General features: G+C 53.3%; 25 protein-coding genes. 1 reads left to right on the top strand and 24 read right to left on the bottom strand.

Annotated elements, in window-relative coordinates:
- Positions 1–574: 574 nt before the first annotated feature.
- From der to ACEQ15_RS07465, 17 genes are all read right to left on the bottom strand, one after another.
- Positions 575–2,008 carry a ribosome biogenesis GTPase Der gene (gene der / locus ACEQ15_RS07385; protein WP_370278475.1) on the bottom strand — a complete coding sequence of 478 codons (1,434 nt, stop codon included), beginning with the start codon at positions 2,006–2,008 and terminating at the stop codon, positions 575–577.
- A gap of 90 nt (positions 2,009–2,098) precedes the next feature.
- On the bottom strand, positions 2,099–3,250 hold the full coding sequence (bamB, locus tag ACEQ15_RS07390) for an outer membrane protein assembly factor BamB (RefSeq protein ID WP_370278476.1): 1,152 nt from the start codon (positions 3,248–3,250) through the stop codon (positions 2,099–2,101).
- Positions 3,251–3,901: a YfgM family protein gene (locus ACEQ15_RS07395; RefSeq protein WP_370278477.1), complete on the bottom strand. Its 651-nt coding sequence runs from the start codon at positions 3,899–3,901 to the stop codon at positions 3,251–3,253.
- 36 nt (positions 3,902–3,937) lie between these two features.
- Positions 3,938–5,176 (bottom strand): histidine--tRNA ligase, encoded by a 1,239-nt coding sequence (hisS, locus tag ACEQ15_RS07400; RefSeq protein WP_370278509.1) that lies wholly within the window; start codon positions 5,174–5,176, stop codon positions 3,938–3,940.
- A gap of 57 nt (positions 5,177–5,233) precedes the next feature.
- Positions 5,234–6,316, bottom strand: a complete 1,083-nt coding sequence (locus ACEQ15_RS07405) for a RodZ domain-containing protein (protein WP_370278478.1) — start codon at positions 6,314–6,316, stop codon at positions 5,234–5,236.
- A complete protein-coding gene (pilW, locus tag ACEQ15_RS07410; RefSeq protein ID WP_370278479.1) occupies positions 6,313–7,080 on the bottom strand; it encodes a type IV pilus biogenesis/stability protein PilW in 768 nt (255 codons plus the stop codon). Before pilW ends, ACEQ15_RS07405 begins: the two co-directional genes overlap by 4 nt.
- 13 nt (positions 7,081–7,093) lie before the next feature.
- The gene (rlmN, locus tag ACEQ15_RS07415) at positions 7,094–8,227 is read right to left on the bottom strand and encodes a 23S rRNA (adenine(2503)-C(2))-methyltransferase RlmN (protein WP_370278480.1); all 1,134 of its coding nucleotides are present in this window, start codon (positions 8,225–8,227) and stop codon (positions 7,094–7,096) included.
- A gap of 69 nt (positions 8,228–8,296) precedes the next feature.
- Entirely contained in the window at positions 8,297–8,704 is a 408-nt protein-coding gene (gene ndk, locus ACEQ15_RS07420) for a nucleoside-diphosphate kinase (protein WP_282351104.1), read from the bottom strand.
- A gap of 128 nt (positions 8,705–8,832) precedes the next feature.
- Positions 8,833–9,033, bottom strand: a complete 201-nt coding sequence (gene iscX, locus ACEQ15_RS07425; RefSeq protein ID WP_370278481.1) for a Fe-S cluster assembly protein IscX — start codon at positions 9,031–9,033, stop codon at positions 8,833–8,835.
- A gap of 11 nt (positions 9,034–9,044) precedes the next feature.
- Positions 9,045–9,383: an ISC system 2Fe-2S type ferredoxin gene (gene fdx, locus ACEQ15_RS07430; protein WP_370278482.1), complete on the bottom strand. Its 339-nt coding sequence runs from the start codon at positions 9,381–9,383 to the stop codon at positions 9,045–9,047.
- A complete protein-coding gene (hscA, locus tag ACEQ15_RS07435; protein ID WP_370278483.1) occupies positions 9,383–11,266 on the bottom strand; it encodes a Fe-S protein assembly chaperone HscA in 1,884 nt (627 codons plus the stop codon). Before hscA ends, fdx begins: the two co-directional genes overlap by 1 nt.
- Before the next feature lie 11 nt (positions 11,267–11,277).
- On the bottom strand, positions 11,278–11,805 hold the full coding sequence (gene hscB, locus ACEQ15_RS07440) for a Fe-S protein assembly co-chaperone HscB (RefSeq protein ID WP_370278484.1): 528 nt from the start codon (positions 11,803–11,805) through the stop codon (positions 11,278–11,280).
- A gap of 18 nt (positions 11,806–11,823) precedes the next feature.
- Entirely contained in the window at positions 11,824–12,147 is a 324-nt protein-coding gene (iscA, locus tag ACEQ15_RS07445) for an iron-sulfur cluster assembly protein IscA (RefSeq protein WP_282351110.1), read from the bottom strand.
- A gap of 49 nt (positions 12,148–12,196) precedes the next feature.
- On the bottom strand, positions 12,197–12,583 hold the full coding sequence (gene iscU, locus ACEQ15_RS07450) for a Fe-S cluster assembly scaffold IscU (protein WP_370278485.1): 387 nt from the start codon (positions 12,581–12,583) through the stop codon (positions 12,197–12,199).
- Positions 12,584–12,615: 32 nt separating this feature from the next.
- Complete coding sequence (locus ACEQ15_RS07455; RefSeq protein WP_370278486.1) at positions 12,616–13,830, bottom strand: IscS subfamily cysteine desulfurase; 1,215 nt, start codon at positions 13,828–13,830, stop codon at positions 12,616–12,618.
- Positions 13,831–13,853: 23 nt separating this feature from the next.
- Positions 13,854–14,354, bottom strand: coding sequence for a Fe-S cluster assembly transcriptional regulator IscR (gene iscR, locus ACEQ15_RS07460; protein ID WP_370278487.1), 501 nt, complete (start codon positions 14,352–14,354; stop codon positions 13,854–13,856).
- A gap of 154 nt (positions 14,355–14,508) precedes the next feature.
- The gene (locus ACEQ15_RS07465) at positions 14,509–15,261 is read right to left on the bottom strand and encodes an RNA methyltransferase (RefSeq protein ID WP_370278488.1); all 753 of its coding nucleotides are present in this window, start codon (positions 15,259–15,261) and stop codon (positions 14,509–14,511) included.
- A 133-nt stretch (positions 15,262–15,394) separates the two neighbouring features.
- Here ACEQ15_RS07465 and ACEQ15_RS07470 point away from each other — a divergent pair, with 133 nt between their 5' ends.
- The gene (locus tag ACEQ15_RS07470; protein ID WP_370278489.1) at positions 15,395–16,207 is read left to right on the top strand and encodes an inositol monophosphatase; all 813 of its coding nucleotides are present in this window, start codon (positions 15,395–15,397) and stop codon (positions 16,205–16,207) included.
- A 152-nt stretch (positions 16,208–16,359) separates the two neighbouring features.
- Here ACEQ15_RS07470 and ACEQ15_RS07475 read toward each other — a convergent pair whose 3' ends face one another.
- From ACEQ15_RS07475 to hfq, 7 genes are all read right to left on the bottom strand, one after another.
- Positions 16,360–17,655 (bottom strand): adenylosuccinate synthase, encoded by a 1,296-nt coding sequence (locus ACEQ15_RS07475; RefSeq protein ID WP_370278490.1) that lies wholly within the window; start codon positions 17,653–17,655, stop codon positions 16,360–16,362.
- Between the two features lie 38 nt (positions 17,656–17,693).
- Positions 17,694–18,869 (bottom strand): ATP phosphoribosyltransferase regulatory subunit, encoded by a 1,176-nt coding sequence (locus ACEQ15_RS07480; RefSeq protein WP_370278491.1) that lies wholly within the window; start codon positions 18,867–18,869, stop codon positions 17,694–17,696.
- 27 nt (positions 18,870–18,896) lie between these two features.
- Positions 18,897–19,094: a DUF2065 domain-containing protein gene (locus ACEQ15_RS07485; RefSeq protein ID WP_370278492.1), complete on the bottom strand. Its 198-nt coding sequence runs from the start codon at positions 19,092–19,094 to the stop codon at positions 18,897–18,899.
- Between the two features lie 171 nt (positions 19,095–19,265).
- On the bottom strand, positions 19,266–20,150 hold the full coding sequence (gene hflC / locus ACEQ15_RS07490; protein WP_370278493.1) for a protease modulator HflC: 885 nt from the start codon (positions 20,148–20,150) through the stop codon (positions 19,266–19,268).
- Positions 20,150–21,373 carry an FtsH protease activity modulator HflK gene (gene hflK / locus ACEQ15_RS07495; RefSeq protein WP_370278494.1) on the bottom strand — a complete coding sequence of 408 codons (1,224 nt, stop codon included), beginning with the start codon at positions 21,371–21,373 and terminating at the stop codon, positions 20,150–20,152. Before hflK ends, hflC begins: the two co-directional genes overlap by 1 nt.
- Before the next feature lie 138 nt (positions 21,374–21,511).
- Entirely contained in the window at positions 21,512–22,813 is a 1,302-nt protein-coding gene (gene hflX, locus ACEQ15_RS07500; RefSeq protein ID WP_370278495.1) for a ribosome rescue GTPase HflX, read from the bottom strand.
- Between the two features lie 8 nt (positions 22,814–22,821).
- Entirely contained in the window at positions 22,822–23,064 is a 243-nt protein-coding gene (gene hfq, locus ACEQ15_RS07505) for an RNA chaperone Hfq (protein WP_193954365.1), read from the bottom strand.
- Positions 23,065–23,075: the final 11 nt, after the last annotated feature.

Genomic DNA, 23,075 nt, shown 5'->3' on the forward strand with positions numbered 1-23,075 from the left:
GCTCCAGTTAAAACAACTTTGTAAAAATGAATTCACTTGGTTGCTTATCTGGATAAAGTTTTGTGTGCTTTATCCTGACAAGCGCCCACACGAATTATCTGATCAATTTGTTAAAGAGCGGCTTGTGACGCTGCGTTAGCGTTGTCTCAAGCGAGGCGCATATTTTACTGCGCACCGCGTCGTTGTCAACCGTTTATTTGCAAGTTTTTCAAAAGTTTTTGAAGCTTGCTGGTGATCACGACGACTTAAAAAATCACCAACTAAATCAGTGAGTTATTTAAGCCTCTCTGCCTGAGTGACTGTGCCGTTAAAGGCTGTTCTCTCAAGCGAGGAGGCACATTCTACAGACCTCAGATTGAGCGTCAACCGCCTTTTGAAAAAAACTTCAAAAAAGTGAAAAAACACTTATTTTTGTACATTAAACACACAGCCCTGATTATTTATTAACCAATCACTTACACCAAACATAAAAAAGGGCCGCTTTCCCTCCCTCACCTGTCGGTAATAAGAAAGAAAACAGCCCTTTTATATATCTACCGATTAGTCGGAAGATTAGAAAGCCATAAGAAAGAAATCATCTCTTCTTCTGAGATTTCTTCTTCGCTCTTTTCTTAACTTCCTGAATGTGCCGAGACTGACGTTCTTTCTTCGCCTGCTGACGCGGCGTCAGTATGTTGCGCTTACCTTCATATGGGTTACCCCCGGTACGGAATTCAAAGCGTACAGGTGTACCCTTGATCTTCAATACCGTGGTGAACTTGTTTTCCAGGTATCGCTTGTAAGATCCCGGCAGCGCATCGGTTTGGTTACCGTGTACGATAATGATAGGCGGGTTGGATCCCCCCTGGTGCGCATAACGTAGCTTGATACGACGACCAGAGACCATCGGTGGCTGGTGATCTGCAACCATATCCTCCAGCAAACGGGTTAGCATGCTGGTTGACCACTTCTCCATGGCGCTGTCGTACGCTTCATCGATAGAGGCATACATATCACCCACACCACTGCCGTGCAGGGCTGAGATAAAGTGCATGCGAGCGAAGCTAGTGAACTCCAGCTTGCGACGGATCTGTTCACGTACGCGCTCTTTCTGCTCGTGATCCATACCGTCCCACTTGTTCAACGCAATCACCAATGCACGACCGGTATCCATCACAAAGCTGAGCATGCTCAGGTCCTGGTCGGTTACACCTTCACGGGCATCGATCACCAGCACGACAACGTTGGCGTCACGAACCGCCTGCAGCGTCTTAACGATGGAGAACTTCTCGACCGCTTCCTTGATATTCTTACGGCGACGCACACCAGCGGTGTCGATCAGTGTGTAGGCTTCACCATCACGCTCGTACGGGATATAAACACTGTCACGGGTGGTACCGGCTTTGTCATACACCACAACACGGTCTTCACCCAGCATACGGTTAACCAGCGTGGATTTACCCACATTAGGACGACCTACAACAGCAATACGCTTACTCTTGTCGATCGCTTCGGCCAACGCCTCGTCCACTTCAACTTCAGGCACCAGCTGCAGTACGTACTCTACCAGTGCAGCGACACCACGACCGTGAGCTGCTGCGATAGGGGTTGGTGCCCCCAGGCCGAGGCCGTGGAATTCACTCATTGCAACATCCGGATCAACGCCGTCAGTCTTGTTTACAACGAGGAAGCATTCCTTTTCCTTACGACGCAGGTAATCAGCCAGGCGTTCATCATCCGGGTTCAGACCCGCACGCCCATCCACTAGGAACAGGACAATATCGGCTTCATCAACCGCCTGCAGGGACTGCTTGGCCATTTCATAGTCGATGCCTTTTTCATCCCCGGTAATACCGCCGGTATCTACGACGATGTAATCCTTTTCACCCATGCGACCCTCACCGTATTTACGATCGCGGGTTAACCCAGGCAGGTCAGCCACCAGCGCATCACGGCTCTTGGTCAGACGGTTAAAAAGTGTAGATTTGCCGACATTCGGTCGGCCAACGAGTGCAATAACGGGAAGCATCAACTCACTCCTGCAAAGTGGCAGGTCAAAAATAAAACGGCGACTACCCGCAACATGCCGGTAGCCGCCCTATCGTATTACGGGTGTAACTTAATTCAGTTTCAGTGCAACAAGGCGGCCACTGTCACCCAGTACGTACAAAACATTATCCGCGACAATCATGTCACCACGAACACCCTGGCTATCAACCTGGTGACGAGCCACAAAGTGGCCGTCCACCTGGGACATAAAGTGCAGGTAACCTTCGGCGTCCGCAACGGCAACAGTTGTACCCAGGGTTACCGGTGATGTAATCGCACGGTTTTCAAGTGCATCCTGGCGCCAGATACTGGCACTGCTGGACTGGTCAAACGCCTGAATAAAGTCATTGGACTCACTCACGTACACGTTGCCAAAACCCGCAGCCAGACCACGGTAGCTGGATACGTTCTGAGACCACAGAATCTGTGCCTGGCGCGGATCGATCGCTACCAGACGCCCCTGGTAGCTGGTCACAAACAGACGACCATCAGCCAGCAGCGGGCGACCATCGATGTCGACCATACGCTCCAGCTCAGAACGGCCTTGTGGCAACGCGGCTTTGCGCTCCCAGATCACACGGCCTTTCTCGTTATCCACAGCCACAATCTTGCCGCTGGCAAAACCTGCCACGGTTACGTTCTGTGTCACGATTGGGGAGCTGGTGCCACGCAGGGTCAGCCGAGGAACCAGGTTATCGTAGGTCCAGCGACGTTCGCCGGTCACACGATCGAACGCTTCCAAACGACCATTGATCAACTGGGCAACCACCAGGTCCTGGTTAATCTGCGGTGCAGCTACCACTTCGGTGCTGACTTTAGCACGCCACTGGATAGAACCGTCTTTGTCGCTCAATGCAACCAGCTCACCGCTTTCCGCAGCGATAGCAACGGTGCCGAAACCTGCACCAACACCACCGCTGGCAGTAATGTCCAGTTCAACGTCCCAGTTGCGCTTACCGTCTGCGCGGGAAAACGCCTGTACACGACCTTTGCTGTCATTGGCAAAAACCTGCTCGCCCCAGATTGCCGGCTGGAACTGGTGATATTTTTCACCCAGATCTGCACCAATATCCGCGCTCCAGAGAACATCAACGGACTTTTCCGCCTCAAAAGATACGAGTGGATTCGGTTCGATCTCTTCCTCGCTATCGCCCCAAAAACCACATCCTGAGATCATCAGCGCCAGCGTAGTAGCAGCAACACCGCGTACGAGCATTCTCATTTACTTATCCCCTACCGCCAGGTCGTCCAGTTTGATGTTCAGCAATGGGCGGGAACCACTCTGCTGAGCAGCAGCCTGAGCTGCTTCATAGGCAGCACGCGCCGCGTCCTTGTCACCTTTAGCCAGTAACAGGTCGCCTTTCAGCTCTTCAACGCTTGCCTTGAAGTTACCAGCATTCAGACCTGCGATCAGGCTCAGCGCTGCGTCACGGTCACCTTTTTCAGCCAACAAGCGTGCTTTACGCATGGTTGCGATAACCATCATTTCCTGAGTTGGCTGGTTACCCAGAACCCAGTCGATCTCAGCCAGCGCCGTGTCATAGTCTTTGCTCTCAACGGCAACACGCGCCTGAACCAGAGCGGCAAATTTTGCGTAGGTGGAATCGCTGTAATCGTCTTTCAACTGACCTGCCAGATGCTTAGCGGTAGCAAGCTGATCCTGATCCTGCAGCGGCCCAATGCCAGACTCTACCGCATCCACCATGTTCTGGTACAAAACGGATGCGTTCTCCGCCTCGATCGCTTGACGCTCCTGCCAGCCTCTCCAGCCAACAACAATTGCAACAGCCAGACCTACACCCAAAATCAGTGATTTACCGTTCTCCTTCCACCACTGTTTGAATGCCTGAATCTGTTCTTCTTCAGTACGCATCTCTGACACGTTGTACTCCCGTTATCCTTTAATCTATCAGGCGTTCCAGACGGCTTTGATGGCATCCGCCAAATCAGCCGTTGCAATATCGAAACGTGGCTCTTCACCCTGCCACAGAGTAGCAAGCAGGCCATCGTCAGACGGTTTAACCAGCGCTACCAACGGCGCACCGGTTTGACGCGCTTTGGCACCAATGTTTTTTAGACCCGCACAGTGTACGCGTACACGCAGTCCCGGCAAAGCATCACGCAGCTGTTCAGCCAACGCGATCACCTCTCCCTGCAGACCTTTGGTCTCTGCAGCCAAGTAGAGATCAAACGGCAAGCGCACATCAGCAGGAACGGCTTCAAGCGTTTCCAGCATCAAAATCAGGCGCTCTACGCCCATAGCAAAACCCACGGCGGGTGTCGGACGACCACCGAGTTGTTTTACCAGCCCGTCGTATCGGCCACCGGCACATACTGTGCCCTGTGCACCCAGTTTATCGGTTACCCATTCGAATACCGTTTTGCAGTAGTAGTCCAGGCCACGCACCAGTCGCGGATTGATCTCGTACTTCACACCCGCTGCGTCCAGCATGCTGCACAGATCAGCAAAGTGGGTACGGGACTCGTCATCCAGGTAATCGCTCAGTTTCGGCGCATCATCCAACAGGGCCTGGGTACCGGCGTCTTTACTATCAAGGATACGCAGTGGGTTGGACTCCAGCCGGCGCTGACTGTCTTCATCCAGCTGGTCCTTGCGCGCTTCCAAATACTCAACCAACGCCGCACGGTATTCCGCGCGTGCCTCGTTGGAACCCAGCGAGTTCAGCTGCAGGGTTACCGCATCCAGAATTCCCAACTGTTTCCATAGACGGGCACTCAGCATGATCACTTCAGCATCAATATCGGCAGACGCCATACCAAAGGTTTCAACACCGATCTGGTGGAACTGACGGTAGCGACCTTTCTGTGGTTTCTCGTAGCGGAACATCGGACCGGTGTACCACAGGCGCTGGGTCTGATTGAACAACAGACCGTGCTCTTCACCTGCACGTACACAGCTTGCAGTCCCTTCCGGACGCAGCGTCAGGCTTTCGCCGTTGCGGTCTTCGAAGGTGTACATCTCTTTCTCAACGATATCGGTTACTTCGCCGATAGAGCGCTTGAAGAGATCGGTCTGCTCAACGATCGGCATACGAATTTCACTGTAGCCGTATGCACCCAGAACAGACTTAACGGTGTTTTCCAGATACTGCCAAACCGGTGTCTGGTCCGGCAGAATATCGTTCATTCCACGAATGGCTTTGATCTTGGCCAACTCAAAAATCCTACTGCTATTTACAGTTAATTACTCGACAACCGGCAGCGTCACGCGCAGTACATTACCGCGTCCGCGCTGTTCCAATGCTACCGCGTCATTGTTATAGATCATGCTGTCTACCGCAGAAAGCGCTCCCAGAGTCACCTTCAGCGGGGCTTTGCCGCGTACGTCTACACCCCGTGCTGGGCTGCGGACACTGGCCACAAGCAAACGCCCGGTATCATCACGCACTTCAACCCAGCAATCTGCGTTGAAGGCAATCTTCAGATGGCCTTCACCTGCTGCTACTGGCGCAGGTGCTTCACTGCTGGTTTCAGCGGTTACAGCCGGGACGGTCGATTCAGCATTAACAACTTCAGCAACCTGTTCTGTGACGACCTGAACACTGCCAGGTTCCGCCTCGGAAGCGACATTTACCGCTTCAGATGCAATAACTTCGGTTACCGATGCACCTGCCTCTTCTGCAGCCGGTAGCTCTTCACCCATCGGTACCACTTCAACCTCTGATGCCAAAGACAACTCTGCGGTCTCAATCTGGCTTTTCTCTTCAGCCGGGGCACCGTCAACGAATTCCGCTTCCGGTCCAGCAGGAGCTGCTGCAGCGTCTGCAATCAATGTTTCAGGCCCTGCGTCATCTGTTGGCAAATTCATTTGCGCAACCGGAGCAGGCTCTGCAGGAGCTTTTTGCTGCTGGGTCCACCAGTATCCTGCTGCAGCAACGCCTGTGACCAGCGACGCAATAACCAGCCATTTCAGAGCACCGCCTTTCGACTTTGCTGGTTCAGCACCAACGCTACTCACAGTTTTCAGTGGCTTGGCTTTAGACTTGCCAGAATCACCCGTCAGGCGCTCGTAATCCTCTACAGCCTTGTTTTCATCCAAGCCAACGTGACGCGCGTAGGCACGCAGGTATCCCAGTGCAAATACACGGCTTGGCAATGCTTCCAGCCGTCCCTCTTCAATTGCCACGATATGTGACGCACTGAAATTGAGTGCATTAGCCACATCCTGAACGTCCAGACCTTTTGCTTCACGGGCAGCCGTAAACTCCGCCCCCGGGAAAACCTCTTGTACCACTTCTTCCTGTTCTAGCTGGGTCTGACTACTCACCGTGCGGACTCCTCATACAGCTTGTACTCTGGAGAATCTGGAAACAGATTCTTCAACAACAGGGCGTAGGTCGCAGCCTGCGACGTCTGCCCCCGCTCCCGGGCTATACGGATCCCTACCCAGAGGCTCTTGGCGTAGTGCTCTACCCGACGGCGTTCAACCAGTTCAGCAAACCGCTCGAAGTAGAATTCTGCATTACCAACCTGCCCTGCTTTCAACTCGAGATCAGCCAGCTCAATCATTGAGATAACGCGGTTCGGACTGATCTGCAGCGCACGCTCGAACGCATGCTTGGCAGCAGCAGATTGGTTTAGGTGACTGTAACAGCGCCCCAGGTTTTCAAAAGCCTGGGAACGGCGGTTATAAAAAGGATCCTGGGTTGCCTGCGCCAGTTCTTCACAGGCTTCTTCATAGCGCTGCGCGGCGAACAGGAATGCTCCCAGGTTGTTGTGGATCATCGCGGATTGCGGCGCCAGACGGGTCGCCTTACGGAAGTATTGCTCGGCCAGTGCTGGCTCACCTTCCAGCTGGAATGCCAGCGCCAGACCGTTATGCGCTTCGGCATCGTCCGGCGCAATCGCCAACGATTTCTGGAAGGCTTTTTTGGCCCCCTGGAGATCGCCTGCCTGCAGGTACTCGATTCCCAAGCGGGTATAGGCGGCGTTGGCTGCATCGCCTCCGTCTACACCACGACGCGTATTCTCGGCGGCACAACCACCGAGCACCAGCAACGCCAGTAACAGTGTAAAACGAAGGACGTTCACCCAAAGGCTCCTATTAAGGTTTACTCATCTCCTGCGGAGAAACCTCTTGTACCACAGGAATATACTTTTGACTACGGCGGGTGCGGTCTGCAACCTGACCCACCAACTGGCCACAGGCTGCATCCACGTCATCACCGCGTGTCTTGCGTACGGTGGTCAGGATACCCGCGTTCAGCATGATCTGCTTGAACGCCAGGATGGCACTTTCGCTAGGCCGCTTATAGTCCGAGTTAGGGAACGGATTGAACGGAATCAGGTTCAGTTTGGACGGCAGGCGACGCAGCAGTTTAACCAGCTCACGCGCGTGCTCCGGCTGATCGTTCACACCCGCGATCAGGGTGTACTCAACGGTTGCAACACGCTTGTCGTTCAGACTCTGGAGATAGCGGTTACAGGAATCGATCAGCTCATTGATCGGGTAACGACGGTTGATCGGCACCAACTGGTCACGCAACTCATCGTTCGGTGCATGCAAAGATACCGCCAGCGATACGTCGCTAACCTTTGCCAGTTTATCCAATGCGGGTACTACGCCGGCAGTGGACAGGGTCACGCGACGCTTGGAAAGACCATACGCATTGTCTTCCATCATCAGTTCGGTCGCATCAACCACGTTTTCGAAGTTCATTAACGGCTCGCCCATGCCCATCAGTACCACGTTGGTCACACGGCGATCACCGGACGGATCAAACGGCCCAAAGGAGCGGATAGCGACACGCACCTGACCGATGATCTCAGCAGCAGACAGGTTACGGTTGAAGCCCTGTTTGCCAGTAGAACAGAAGCTGCAATCCAGGGAACAGCCAATCTGCGACGATACACACAGAGTCGCGCGGCCATTTTCCGGGATCAATACAGTTTCAACACAAGAGCCGCCATCGGTACGGATGACCCATTTACGGGTACCGTCCTTGGAGATGTTTTCCAACACCACCTCAGGATCACGGATCTCTGCCATTTCACTGAGTTTTGCACGCAACGCCTTGGAGATGTTGGTCATCTCATCGAAGTTGGTTGCACCAAGCTGATGAATCCATTTCAGCACCTGGGTAGCACGAAAACGCTTCTCTCCGATCTCTTCGAAGAAATCTTCAAGCTTAGACGGCGACAGGCCAAGCAAATTTACTTTGGCAGTAGATTCAGTCATAGAACTCAAAACTCAGATATAGGTAACAAAGCGATGACCGCCCCGTAAAACGGAGCGGTCGGACAGCAATTACTTGCCGAAGAAGTAAGCGATTTCGCGCTCTGCAGAAGCAGGAGAGTCGGAACCGTGTACAGCGTTCGCGTCGATGGACTCAGCGAAGTCACGACGGATAGTACCTTCAGCCGCTTCCTGTGGGTTAGTTGCACCCATCAGATCACGGTTTGCAGCGATTGCGTTCTCACCTTCCAGAACCTGAACTACTACAGGGCCAGAAGTCATGAAAGCAACCAGATCAGCGAAGAAAGGACGCTCTTTGTGCTCAGCGTAGAAACCTTCAGCTTCAGCCTGAGACAGCTGCTTCATCTGCATTTCTACCAGTTTCAGGCCAGCTTCTTCGAAGCGAGTTTCGATCTGACCAATTACGTTTTTAGCTACTGCGTCCGGCTTGATGATGGACAGAGTACGTTCGATTGCCATTGTTTCTTAATCCCCGAAAATATTAAGGACATACCAAAATTCAAACGCGCAATTATACGCGAGGTTCATTGCAGTGAACAGCGTCACGCAACGTAAAAAAAGCCCGGAATACACCGGGCTTTCAGTAATTAATCCTGCTCTTCGATCCAGGCCGCCTGAATGGCCTCCAGAATCTTTTCGCCGCAGCGATTAGGGTCATCGTCAAACCCTTCCAGCCCCATCACTTTTTCGTACAGGTCAGGGAAGCTGACGGTCAGTGGGTCCTGGTCCGGATACTGTTCGCACAGCTCGATCGCAATGTCGATCACATCTACCCATTTAAGACTCATATCAAACCCCTTTAGTGTCGCTCGGACACCTGATTGATAGTGTATTTAGGGATCTCCACCACCAGATCCTCATCAGCCACAACCGCCTGACAACTCAGACGGGATTCCGGTTCCAGCCCCCAGGCCTTATCCAGCATATCGTCTTCCAGCTCGTCGGACTCTTCCATCGAGTCGAAACCTTCGCGCACGATTACGTGACAGGTTGTGCAAGCACAGGATTTCTCACACGCATGCTCGATCTGAATACCGTTCTGCAGTGCTGCATCACAGATAGTGATACCCGGCTCGACATTGATCACCTCGCCGTCCGGACACAGGTCTTCATGGGGCAGAAAGATAATCTGCGGCATTACTTCTTCTCCTCAATCTCATCAATCGTGTGCCCCTGCAGGGCTTGCTGGATACCATGATCCATACGACGTGATGCAAAGAAATCACTTTCGTTCGACAGCACTACGATCCCTTTTTCGATCGCATCTGCATCGTCACCGTTGCGCAGTGCAACCAGTTGAGCCATTTCACTCAACAGCATTTCGCGCTCTTCTGCGGTCAGCAGTTCATCGCCATCGGCTTCAATTGCCTGATCCAGCGCCACCAGAAGACGATCCGCCTCCACCTGCTGCTCGCGCAGGCGACGTTTTTCCAGATCCTCCTGCGCCGAGCTGAAGGATTCCTGCAGCATCTGTGCAATTTCACCATCGCTCAGACCGTAGGACGGCTTCACCTGAATACTGCTTTCTACGCCTGTGGACAACTCTTTTGCCGAAACGCTCAACAGACCATCCGCATCCACCTGAAAAGTCACGCGGATCTTCGCGGCACCAGCGGCCATCGGCGGAATACCGCGCAGGACAAAACGCGCCAGGGAGCGACAGTCATCAACCAGTTCTCGCTCACCCTGCAGCACATGGATAACCATCGCCGTCTGACCATCCTGATAGGTGGTGAATTCCTGCGCGCGCCCTACCGGGATAGCGGTATTGCGGTGAACCAGCTTTTCGACCAGACCACCCATGGTTTCCAGGCCCAGCGACAAAGGAATCACATCCAGCAAAAGCATGTCACTGTCAGGCTTGTTACCCGCCAGGACATCAGCCTGGATAGCCGCACCAATTGCGACTACACGATCCGGATCGATATCAATATGCGGTTCACGGCCAAAGAATTCGGATACTTTATCGCGCACCAGCGGTACACGGGTGGAACCACCCACCATCACCACATCCTGAACTTCACCAACATCAGCGCCGGAATCCTTCAGGGTGCGCTTGCAGGCACGCAAAGTGCGCGCAACCAGCTTATCAATCAGAGTATTAAACTGATCACGGGTCACCGTCAGCTCACCGCTTGTTCCACCATGCGCGACAGTGACGGCCACAGAATCACTGGAGGTCAGCGCCTCTTTTACTTCACGTGCTTTTTCGGTCAGATATCGTGCCAGACCGGTTTCCAAAGCATCGGTATCAATACCCAGCTCGGACGCAATCCAGGTCGCCAGCGCCAGGTCGAAGTCATCGCCACCCAGGGCACTGTCACCACCGGTAGCCAACACCTCAAAGACACCTTTATTCAGGCGCAGGATGGAGATATCGAAAGTACCGCCACCGAGATCGTATACGGCGATCACACCTTCCGCTTTCTGGTCCAGACCGTATGCAACCGCTGCTGCCGTCGGCTCGTTCAGCAGACGTAGCACCTTAATATTTGCCAGCGTCGCCGCATCTTTGGTTGCCTGGCGCTGCGCATCGTCAAAGTACGCTGGCACGGTAATCACCGCACCAACCAGCTCACCACCCAGGGATTCTTCAGCCCGCGCAGTCAGCACAGTCAGGATATCTGCCGACACCTGTACCGGGCTTTTCGCACCCGCCACCGTTGAGATGTACGGCATGCTGTTTTCGCCAGCAACAAAGTGGTACGGCGCTTCGCTACCCAGCGCACGCACATCCTCCACGCCACGCCCCATCAGGCGTTTAACCGAAACAATGGTGTTGTACGGATCTTCCGCCGCCTTTTCTCGCGCCAGCAACCCTACATCTTTACGACCACAACTCAGGTAACGCACAACGGACGGCAGGATATGCTGACCATCGGTATCAGGCAGGGTTACCGCCTCGCCACTTTTAACGGTTGCGACCAGTGAGTTGGTGGTTCCCAGGTCAATACCCACCGCAAGCTTGTGCTGATGGGGTGCGGCACTCTGGCCGGGTTCTGCGATCTGTAACAGCGCCATAAAATTATTGCTCAGTCATCCAGGCGGTCTTCGAGACTCTCAATCTCGACAACCAGCTTCTCTAAAAACTGCATCTTTCGCACCGAAGCAACTGCTTGCTCGTAGGATTGCGCGGCATACTGCGCATCAAAATCCAGCCGCAACTGCTTCAGCATTGAGTCAACCTCATCTGAGAGCTCATCCAGCGCCTCAAACGGGTCATCCTGATCCGGCACCTCCTCCAGCTGCTCTCGCAACTCCATCTGCTGCATCAGGAACATAGGATCAATCGCCACCGAGCTTTCACCGGTGGTATCAAATCCCTGCAACTTGAGAAGATACTGCGCACGCGACAAGGGTGCCTTGAGCGTGGTCACGGCCTCATTGAGATAAGCCGTATACTGCTCAGACATCCGACGTTCGCGGTCAGACAGATGGGCATGACGATCCGGGTGCAGCGCCTTTTGCAGCTCCAGATAACGGGCTGACAGCTGACTCAGATCGACTTGAAAGGAAACCGGCAGGGCAAACAGCTCAAAAAAGTTCTTACTAATGTCCATTACTCTGCCCGGTAGGGATTAAACGTTGAAACTTTCGCCGCAACCGCACTCGCTGCTTACGTTCGGGTTATTGAACTTGAAGCCTTCGTTCAACCCCTCTTTGACGAAGTCCAACTCGGTACCATCCAGGTACAGCAGACTTTTTGGATCAATGACGACACGCACGCCCTGGGACTCGAACACCTCATCTTCAGGCTGCTTCTCATCCACGAACTCAAGCACATAAGCCATACCGGAACAGCCGGATGTACGTACACCCAGACGAATTCCGAAGCCGTGTCCACGTTTTTCAAGGTAACGTGCTACGTGCTGAACCGCAGCATCGCTCATTGTGATTGCCATAAGTACTATATCCCGCCGCCACTGCCATCGGCAGCAGCGGCTTCATCAATTACTTCTTGTCTTGCTTCTCTTTGTAATCCGCTACTGCCGCTTTAATCGCGTCTTCAGCCAAAACTGAGCAGTGGATCTTAACCGGCGGCAACGCCAGCTCTTCTGCAATAGAAGTGTTCTTCAGCTGTTCAGCTTCGTCCAGCGTCATACCCTTAACCCATTCGGTTACCAGGGAGCTGGAAGCGATAGCAGAGCCGCAACCATAGGTTTTAAACTTGGCGTCTTCAATAACACCTTCGTCACTCACCTTGATCTGCAGACGCATAACGTCGCCACAAGCCGGTGCACCCACCATGCCGGTACCTACGTTTTCGTCCTTGTCATTCATTTTGCCCACATTACGAGGGTTTTCGTAATGATCGATTACCTGATCACTGTAAGCCATTGTCTGACCTCCTGAATTCTCTGCCTCTCAGATTAGTGGTGAACCCACTCTACCTTGCTGAGATCTACACCATCTTTATACATATCCCACAGCGGAGACAGCTCACGCAGTTTACCAACTGCTTCACGGACCTGGGCAACCGCACGGTCAATATCTTCTTCAGTGGTAAAACGACCGAAGGAGAAACGGATGGAACTGTGCGCCAGCTCATCGTTCAGTCCCAGTGCACGCAGCACATAGGATGGCTCCAGGCTCGCAGAGGTACAGGCAGAACCGGAAGATACTGCCAGATCCTTGATGGACATCAGCAGAGACTCACCTTCTACGAAGGCAAAGCTGACGTTCAGGTTCTGTACCACACGCTGCTCTTTGGAACCGTTTACAAACACTTCTTCCATATCAGCGATGCCATCCAGGAAGCGGTCGCGCAGCGCCTTAGCGCGCTCAGCTTCAATAGCCATCTCTTCCTTAGCAATACGGAATGCTTCACCCATACCCACGATCTGGTGAGTAGGCAGTGTACCGGAGCGCATGCCACGCTCGTGACCACCACCGTGCATCTGTGCTTCCAGACGTACACGTGGCTTACGGCGAACATACAGTGCACCGATACCTTTCGGGCCATAGATCTTGTGGCCGGAGAAAGACATCAGGTCAACTTTCATGTTGGCCATGTCGATATCAATCTTACCTGCGCTCTGTGCAGCATCCACATGGAAGATGATACCTTTGGCGCGGGTCAGTTCACCGATCGCCTCGATATCTGTGATGGTGCCGATTTCGTTGTTTACGTGCATCAGAGAGACAACAATGGTGTCTTCGCGGATTGCATCAGCAACCATCTGCGGCTCAATCAGGCCGTCGCTGTTCGGATCAAGGTAAGTTACCTCGAAACCTTCGCGTTCCAGCTGACGACAAGTATCCAACACCGCTTTGTGTTCGATTTTAGAGGTGATGATGTGCTTGCCTTTCTTCTGATAGAAGTGTGCAGCACCTTTGATTGCCAGGTTGTCGGATTCGGTCGCACCGGAAGTCCAGACAATCTCACGCGGATCTGCATTGATCAGATCTGCTACCTGACGGCGAGCATTCTCCACCGCTTCTTCTGCTTTCCAGCCAAACGCGTGGGAACGGGATGCTGGGTTACCGAAGTTACCATCCAGCGTCAGACACTCGCACATTTTCTCAGCGACACGCGGATCAACCGGTGTAGTTGCTGAGTAGTCCAGATAAATCAGCTTGTTCATTCTTGCTCTCCGAGCCTTCCCCTCTAAACTACCGCCTCGCCTGCTTCTGCAGGATTAGAGTCGGAGCCTACAATAATATTGGTCAGCTGAAGGCGGTCCTGCCGCTCAGCTACATCTTTAACGTCTTTGCGCGCCACCAGACTGGCGAGAGTGATGTCGCTCAGGAAGTTGTGAATCTGGGTGCTCAGATCACACCACAGATGATGAGTCAGGCAAACCTCTCCGCCCTGACAATTTCCGGAGTGACTACAGCCTGTCGCGTCTACGGACTCGTTGACGGCGTCAATAACTTCTGCCACGTTGATTCCGGCAGGTTCGCGGTTCAGTTGATAACCGCCGCCGGGACCACGCACGCTGCGCACCAATTCATTGCGACGCAGCTTTGCAAATAACTGTTCAAGGTAGGACAGTGAAATACCCTGCCTCTCAGAAATATCAGCAAGACTGATCGGTCCTTTACCTTCGTGTAAAGCCAGATCCAGCATTGCAGTTACGGCATAACGCCCTTTTGTCGTCAATCGCATAATCGTCTTCCGTCGCAGCATTTGGCGAGTGTGAGCAGATTATGCAATACCCGACCAAATCAATCAACTATTATCTTGACCAATTTTGTCGGACATTCCAAGCCACAAAGGGGCATTATTTTAGCACGTTTATACAATTACGTGACAGGGCACATCAGCGACCGCTTTTTGTCAGTTTGCGCTGCATCGCTTTAAGCACGCCTCGCAACACATTGACCTCAACCTTGTCCGGTACTGCACGCATCAACAAACGCCTCATACGCGGCATCAGCTGGCGTGGATTTTCCGGATCGAGGAATTCGATATCGATCAGTGTTTCCTCCAGATGTGCAAACATCCGCTCCAGCTCTTCGTGATCCGCCAGCTCGATATCCCAATCGGTTCCCCAGTCCGGACGGTCGCTACCTACATTCTCCCGCTTTTCCACAGCCAGCTGTTCCATGCGCAACTCGTACGCAATAACCTGCACCGCCGCAGCCACGTTCAGGGAACTGAAGTTTTCCACAGACGGAATATTTACATGATGGTGACAGAGCTGCAGCTCTTCATTGGTCAGCCCGCGATCCTCGCGACCAAACACAATTGCCGTTTTCTGTGGCGCCGGTACCACAATGGACGCCATTTCACGCGGATTCACCAGCGGCCACGGAATATGACGCTCACGCGCACTGGTGCCCACCACCAACTGACAGTCCGCCAGGGCCTCCTGCAGATCCGGCACTACAGTCGCATTCGCCAGAATATCCAGCGCGCCGGATGCACGCGCATCAGCCACCTCGCTTGGAAACTCCTTTGGCGCCACCAGACAGAGGTCACTCAACCCCATATTTTTCATCGCCCGGGCAACGCCACCGATGTTTCCAGGGTGGGTGGTATTCACCAGAACTATACGTACCTTTTCCAACATATCTCTTACCGACCGGACAATCTAAAGCGCATTATTTTAGCAGAGAGTGAATCAGCTGTTCAGCCGCTCGCCAAGCTCGGTTATAATTCCTCTTTTCCGCTCCCTAACAGTTAGTTTGTAGGTTCTAAAACGCATGCAACCCATGGTTAATATCGCCCTGCGCGCAGCTCGCATCGCAGGTGAACAGATCGCACGCTCCGTTGAACGTCTCGATTTGATCAAATCTGAAGATAATGATGTCGCTAAATTCCTTAGCGATACCTGCAAACAGGCTGAATCAACTATCGTGACAACGATCCAGAAAGCCTACCCAAGCCATAAGGTAGTCTGCGAGCATTCCGGAACACACGAGCCTCTGAAAGAGGGTCCGGCGTTCGTCTGGCACGTTAACCCAATCGATAGCCTGTCTAACTTCGCAAACGGCCTACCGGTTTTTGCCCTGAGCATCGCTGGCTACCAGAATGACCGCATTGAGCACGCCGTTGTTCTGAACCCACTGATCGGCGAAGAATTCACCGCCAGCCGCGGCAACGGTGCACAGCTGAACGGCAAGCGCCTGCGTGTAAGCAACCGCAAATCCCTTGATGGCGCCCTGATCGGCTCCGGCTTCTTCAACCGCAGCAGCGACCGTGCATACTTTGGCGCGCACCAGGAGATGGTGAAGAACGTAACCATGGCTGGCAGCTCCATCTACAACGGTGGCTCTGCGGCACTAAACCTGGCGTACACTGCGGCTGGCCGTCTGGATGGTTTCTTCCAGCTGGGTCTGCACGAAGGCGAGATCGAAGCAGGCGCACTGCTTCTGCAGGAAGCTGGCGGCCTGGTAGCGGATTGCTTTGGCACTAACAAATTCCGCGAAAACGGAAACCTGGTAGCGGGCAATCCGAAGATGTTTAAAGCGATGCTACAAAGCGTTCGCCCGGCACTGACGCCTGACATGCAGTAAGCATCACAACCGCTCAGAAAAAAAACCGGCCTGTTGGCCGGTTTTTTTATGCTCAGAGAACAACACTGATAAAACGTTATCCACAGCCTGCTTCTTGCAGGCACAAAAAAGCCCGGCATATAGCCAGGCTTTTCAGACCATATGGCGACAGCTTATGCGTCGTATGGGTTACGCAGTACGATAGTTTCTACGCGGTCAGGACCGGTAGAGATGATATCGATTGGTGCTTCGATCAGCACTTCCAGGCGCTTGATGTAGTCACGCGCTTCCTGAGGCAGCTCTTCCAGGGTCTTAGCACCCACAGTAGAACCTTCCCAGCCTTTCATCTCTTCATATACCGGGGTCACAGCTTCGTAGTCTTCGCTGCCAGTCAGGGTTGTAACCATGTTGCCCTGAGCGTCCTGGTAACCGGTACAGATTTTGATAGTTTCCAGACCATCCAGTACGTCCAGCTTGGTCAGGCAGATACCGGAGATGGAGTTAACCTGAATCGCGTGTTTCAGTGCAACTGCATCAAACCAACCGCAACGACGCGCACGACCGGTAGTAGAACCGAATTCGTGACCACGCTCAGCCAGGCGGGTACCCACTTCACAATCCAGCTCAGTCGGGAACGGACCGCCACCTACACGCGTGGTGTAAGCTTTGGTAATACCCAGGATGTAATCCAGGTACAGAGGGCCAAAACCACTACCGGTAGACGTACCACCCGCAGTTGTATTGGAAGAAGTTACGTATGGGTAGGTACCGTGGTCGATGTCCAGCAGGGAACCCTGTGCACCCTCGAACATGATGCTCTCGCCCGCTTTACGCAGGTCGTGCAGCATCGCGGTAACATCAGCAACCATCGGACGCAGCTGCTCACCCATTTCCAGCGCTTCTTTCAGAACCGCATCGTAATCAACGGTTTCAACTTTGTAGAAGTGCTCCAGCTGGAAGTTGTGGTATTCCATCACTTCCTTCAGCTTCGCAGCAAAACGCTCGGTGTCCATCAGGTCACCCAGACGCAGGCCACGACGTGCTACTTTATCTTCGTACGCAGGACCGATACCACGACCGGTAGTACCAATCTTGGAGTTACCACGCGCTTTTTCACGCGCCTGATCCAGTGCTACGTGGTAAGGCAGAATCAGAGGACAAGCAGGGCTCAGACGCAGACGCTCACGAACAGGAACGTTCGCTTCTTCCAGACCACGAATCTCTTTCAGCAGTGCTTCCGGTGACAGCACTACGCCGTTACCGATCAAACAAGTTACGTTCTCACGCAAAATACCGGACGGGATCAGATGCAGTACAGTCTTCTCCCCATTGATAACCAGTGTGTGACCAGCATTGTGCCCGCCCTGGAAGCGCGCTACAGCAGCAGCCTGATCAGTCAGCAGATCTACGATCTTGCCTTTACCTTCATCACCCCACTGGGTACCCAGAACAACGACGTTTCTACCCATTGTTGCCTTCTTGAGATTAGTCATTAATCGAAACGAGGTTACAGACCTTTAACGGTCCACTCACCATTTTCCAGCACCAGCTCGGCGCTGCTATTCGCTGGCTGATCATCACCAGACAGCGTCTGAATCACCCGCACGCCCTGCGCACGCAATTCATTGATTTTGTACAGCAACGCCACATCCTCACCCGCCGGTGCAACCACCACAGAGGCCTTGTCGCGCTGAGAAGCCGCCAGATCAACCAGCGTCTTCAGATCCGCACTAAAACCGGTCGCCGGACGTGCACGCCCGAAATCCTGACCGATGTCGTCATAACGCCCGCCTTTTGCCAGCGCCTGACCGTATGCAGGCGTATACGCCGCAAATACGATACCTGTGTGGTAGTTATAACCACGCAGTTCACTCAGATCGAAGTAGAGATCCAAATCCGGGAAACGTTTCGCCACACGTGCTGCCAACTGCTCCAGATAGTCGATACCATCCAGCACCATCTGTGGCGCATCAACGAACAGCGTCTTGGCACGCGCCAGCACATCAATACCACCATGCAGACGCGGCAATTCTGCCAAACGATCCAGCAGACGCGCATCGACGTCCAGCGTGTTCAGGAAACGCTCCAGTTCAGGCAGCGCTTTACGCTGCAACATGCTCTGGTATTCGGCCTGTTCCGCACTGCTCAGACCTGCATCCTCCATCAGACCACGGAAAATACCCACGTGCCCCAGATCCAGGCTCAGCTCGCTATCGGCACCTGCGGTCTGCAGGGTTTCGATCATCAGCGCAATGACTTCCACATCGCTGTCGAGACCAGCATGACCGAACAGCTCCGCACCAATCTGCAGCGGGTTACGGGACGCCAATGGCTGAGTGGAGCGAGCGTGCAGCACGGAGCCGCAATAGCAAAGGCGACTTGCCCCTTCGTTACGCATACGGTGCGCATCGATACGGGCAACCTGTGTAGTAATATCAGCACGGATACCCAAGGTATGGCCGCTCAACTGATCAGTCAGCTTAAAGGTATTGAGGTCCAACTCACCACCGAAACCGGTCAGTAACGCGTCCAGATGCTCCATCAAAGGCGGCATCACCAGGTCATAACCCCAACTATCAAACAGATCCAGCAAACGGCGACGCATCGCCTCGATCTGGCTCGCTTTTGGTGGAAGGATATCTTTTACACCTTCCGGCAAGAGCCAACGATCTGCCAACGCCATGCAGTACTCCACAGATTTAAATCGAAATTAATTGATCAAATAAAGGATCACGGTGCCCAGCACCATACTCGCCAGCCCCATGATCCGCAGGGTTCGGTTATCCACAAGTGACAGCTGCTGTACCAAGTTACGCCACCGCTGCGGATAGAGAAACGGGATAATCCCCTCAAGCACCAACATCATGCAAAAACCGATTGCGAGATGATGTAGAAACTCCGATGACATAGGCAGTCCGCCGAATTCGAAACCCCACTAACACAAAAAAACCGGGCAAAACCCGGTTGACGTATTCTACCACGGAATCGCGATTATTCGAGACCCGATTGAGTGTTTTTTGTTAAGAAGCCTGCGAGTTGCCCGATAGGCCGATACCCGCAGACTTCTTAACCAATAGCCTTACTGTGCAGCAGCTGGTGCAGCCGGCTCACTCAGGTACTTGAAGAAGTCACTGTCTGGCTTCAGCACCATCATGTCACCGCTGCCTTTAAAGGATTCGCGGTATGCCCGCAGGCTACGGTGGAACGAGTAGAACTCTGGGTTACGCTGATACGCTTCGGCGTACACGTTCGCCGCAGTCGCATCACCTTCACCTCGAATCAGCTCAGACTCACGGTAGGCTTCTGCTTCGATAACGGTTTTCTGACGATCCGCATCCGCGCGGATACCTTCCGCCAGCTCCTTACCACGTGCGCGCAGTTCACGCGCTTCACGCTCACGCTCGGTACGCATACGTTCGTATACGGAGTCGGATACCGCTGGCGGTAGATCGATACGCTTTACACGCACATCCACCACTTTGATACCAAACTCAGCTTCAGCAATTGCACTCAAGCTGTCGGTCAGCTCTTTCATCAACTGCTCACGCTCACCAGAGACCACTTCCGTTACGGTACGCTCACCGAACTGGTTACGCAGACCGGTATCAACCCGGTCAGACAGCAGTTTCGCCGCTCGGAACTCATCACCGGAAGTTGCAGTGTAGAATTTTTCTACGTTATCAATTTTCCACTTTACGAAGGAATCCACTTCCAGACTCTTCTTCTCCAGTGTCAGATAGGACTGTGGCGCCGCATCCAGTGTCAGAACACGACCGTCGAACAGTCGCACATTGTTCATGATCGGTACGCGGAAGTGCAGACCAGGCTCAAGATCCGGGTTTACCACCTCACCAAACTTCAGCATTACGCCGCGCTCGGTCTCTTTAACAATAAATATGGAACTGTAGCCGATGAACACCGCAAGAGTTACGACGATCAGGGAAATCATAGATGAAGGTTTCATTAACGGCCCTCCCTGCGAGTATTCAGTTGACGTTGACGAAGCTGGTTGATTACCTGGTCAGTGACTTCACGCAGGCTCTCATTATCCAGACGCACCGGGCGGTTCACATCAATGCGAGGCATAGATGATGCCGCAGAGGACTGGCTCAGTTTATCCAGCGGCAGGTACATCATGTTGTTACCGCCTTCCACATCAACCAGCACTTTCGGGCTTTTCGCCAGGACTGATTCCATTGTATCAAGATACAAACGTTCGCGGGTTACTTCTGGCGCTTTCTCATACTCGGTCAGCAGCGCGGTGAAACGTTGGGATTCACCTTCCGCCTTCGCGATCACCTCTTCGCGGTATGCGTTCGCCTCTTCCAGCATACGCTGGGCCTGACCACGCGCTTCCGGAATGATGCCGTTAGCGTAGGCTTCCGCCTCGTTCTTCACTCGCACCTCGTCCTCACGCGCACGGATCACGTCGTTAAACGCATCCTGCACCTGACTCGGTGCTTTCGCCTCTTTCACGTTGACCTTGGAGATCTGCAGACCGGTCTGGTAATCATCCATGTAGCCCTGCAAACGTTCCTGCACCTGAACAGAGAGCAACTCACGGCCCTGGGTCAGAATGGAGTGCATGTCGGTAGAACCTACCACGTGACGCAGCGCGGATTCTGCCGCATGGGACAGACTGCCCTCAGGGTCACGTACACTCAACTGGAAGTCTTTCGGATCCGTGATCACGTACTGAACCGCCATATCCACATCAACGATGTTCTCATCCTTGGTCAGCATCAACGCACGGTGGGTGCGGGTACGAACCTGAGTGACGTTCACTTTCTGAACTTCATCGATCAGCGGTGGGTTCCAACGCAGACCCGGACCAACCGTGTCAGAGTACTTACCCAAACGCAGCACGACACCACGCTCCTGCTGGTCAACGGTATAGAAACCCATACCTGCCCACAGCAGCGCTGCCAATACAGCCAGAATAATAAAGAAACCGGAACCGGATGCAGAACCAGAACCAGAGCCTCCGCCGTTACCGCCGAAACCTCCGCTGTTTGGTTTTTTACCGGAACCACCAAAAATTCCATTCAGGCGATCCTGAAGCTTTCGCAGAGCCTCATCCAGATCAGGTGGTCCCTGATCGCCGCCACCATTGCCGCCGCGGTTATTGCCACCACCGCCCCAAGGATCGTTATTCTTGCCGTTACCACCCGGCTCATTCCAAGCCATTACGTGTCTCCGTTCCAAAAGCTTGATTCGCTGAGGAAATTTTAGGTAGCCCCATATTACTGTGCAAGCATCAATTGCATTTATCGACAATAATCGACTATTTGCTAAATACCCACAGCACAGGTTTCACCCGACCATTTAATGATGGACCTCAACTGAACAATAGCGTTCAGCCGGAATATCCAACCGACTTAAAAGTTGAAGCAGATCTTTTTTCTGCAACCGGACCTCCAGTTGCATGTGCCCCAGATCATCGTAGGACTCGTTCAGCACCGCCCCCTGTTCATACAGTCTGGCACGCAAACTGCCGTCCCGTGGAGAAAGGCTGATCGTTTCATGATATACGTCATCGGCAAGCAATTCGTTCACTGCTTGCAGCAATAGTTCTGTACCCGCACCAGTCTGAGCCGACACCCACACCCTTACCGGACGACCTTCATCGTCGCGATCGATACGTGGCGCCTGGCCTTCGAGCAGGTCCAGTTTGTTGTATACCTGCAACTGCGGGATTTCATTCGCACCGATCTCTCGCAGTACGTTATCAACCTCACGCATGTTGTCATGCCGCTCATCGTCAAAACAATCGATCACATGCAACAGCAAGGTCGCCTCTGTGGTCTCCTGCAGGGTCGCACGGAACGATTCCACCAGTTTATGCGGCAGATGGCGAATAAAACCTACTGTATCCGCAAGGATCGCAGGACCTGCATCTTCCAGCTCAACGCGACGCAGGGTCGGATCAAGCGTTGCGAACAACTGGTCTGCTGCGTAGATATTAGATTCAGTGATCTGATTAAACAGGGTCGACTTGCCCGCGTTGGTATATCCCACCAGTGATACCGTAGGTATCTCAGACCGCTGACGGGAACGACGTCCCTGATCACGTTGTTTACGCACCTTATCCAAACGTTTGTGGATACTTTTGATGCGCGCACGCAGCATACGGCGGTCACTTTCCAGCTGGGTTTCACCCGGACCACGCAGACCGATACCACCTTTCTGTCGTTCAAGGTGGGTCCAGCCTCGCACCAGACGGGTTGACATATGTTCCAGCTGCGCCAGCTCAACCTGCAACTTACCCTCGTGGGTACGGGCCCGCTGCGCAAAGATATCGAGGATCAGACCGGTACGATCCAGTACACGACATTTGATCTCGCGCTCGATGTTTCGTTCCTGGGCAGGACTCAGGGCATGGTTGAAGATGACGAGTTCAGCACCGTGCATATTCACCAAGGAGCGCAGCTCCTCCAGCTTACCGGCACCGATAAAAAATTTAGGACTGGGTTGGGCTCGGGACCCCGTCAAGAATTCGACGGGGTCGGCACCTGCAGATAGCGCAAGCTCTTCGAGCTCTCGGGGACTTTCCTGATCGGCCTCATCGGCCAGATCAACATGTACTAAAATGGCGAGTTCGCCAGATTCGGGACGCTCGAAGAACAATTACGACCTCAGCTGGCAGACTTAGGCTCTTCCGCAGGTGGCAGCTTAACTGGACGCGCCGGAACTACGGTTGAAATAGCATGTTTGTATACCATCTGGCTGACAGTGTTCTTCAGCAGAATGACAAACTGGTCAAATGATTCGATCTGACCCTGCAACTTAATACCATTCACCAAGAAAATGGATACAGGCACCCTTTCCTTACGCAGAGCGTTCAAATAAGGGTCTTGTAAAGATTGCCCTTTTGACATTACAAACTCCT

The sequence above is a fragment of the Pontibacterium sp. genome, from assembly GCF_964228735.1.
GTDB lineage: Bacteria > Pseudomonadota > Gammaproteobacteria > Pseudomonadales > Balneatricaceae > Pontibacterium.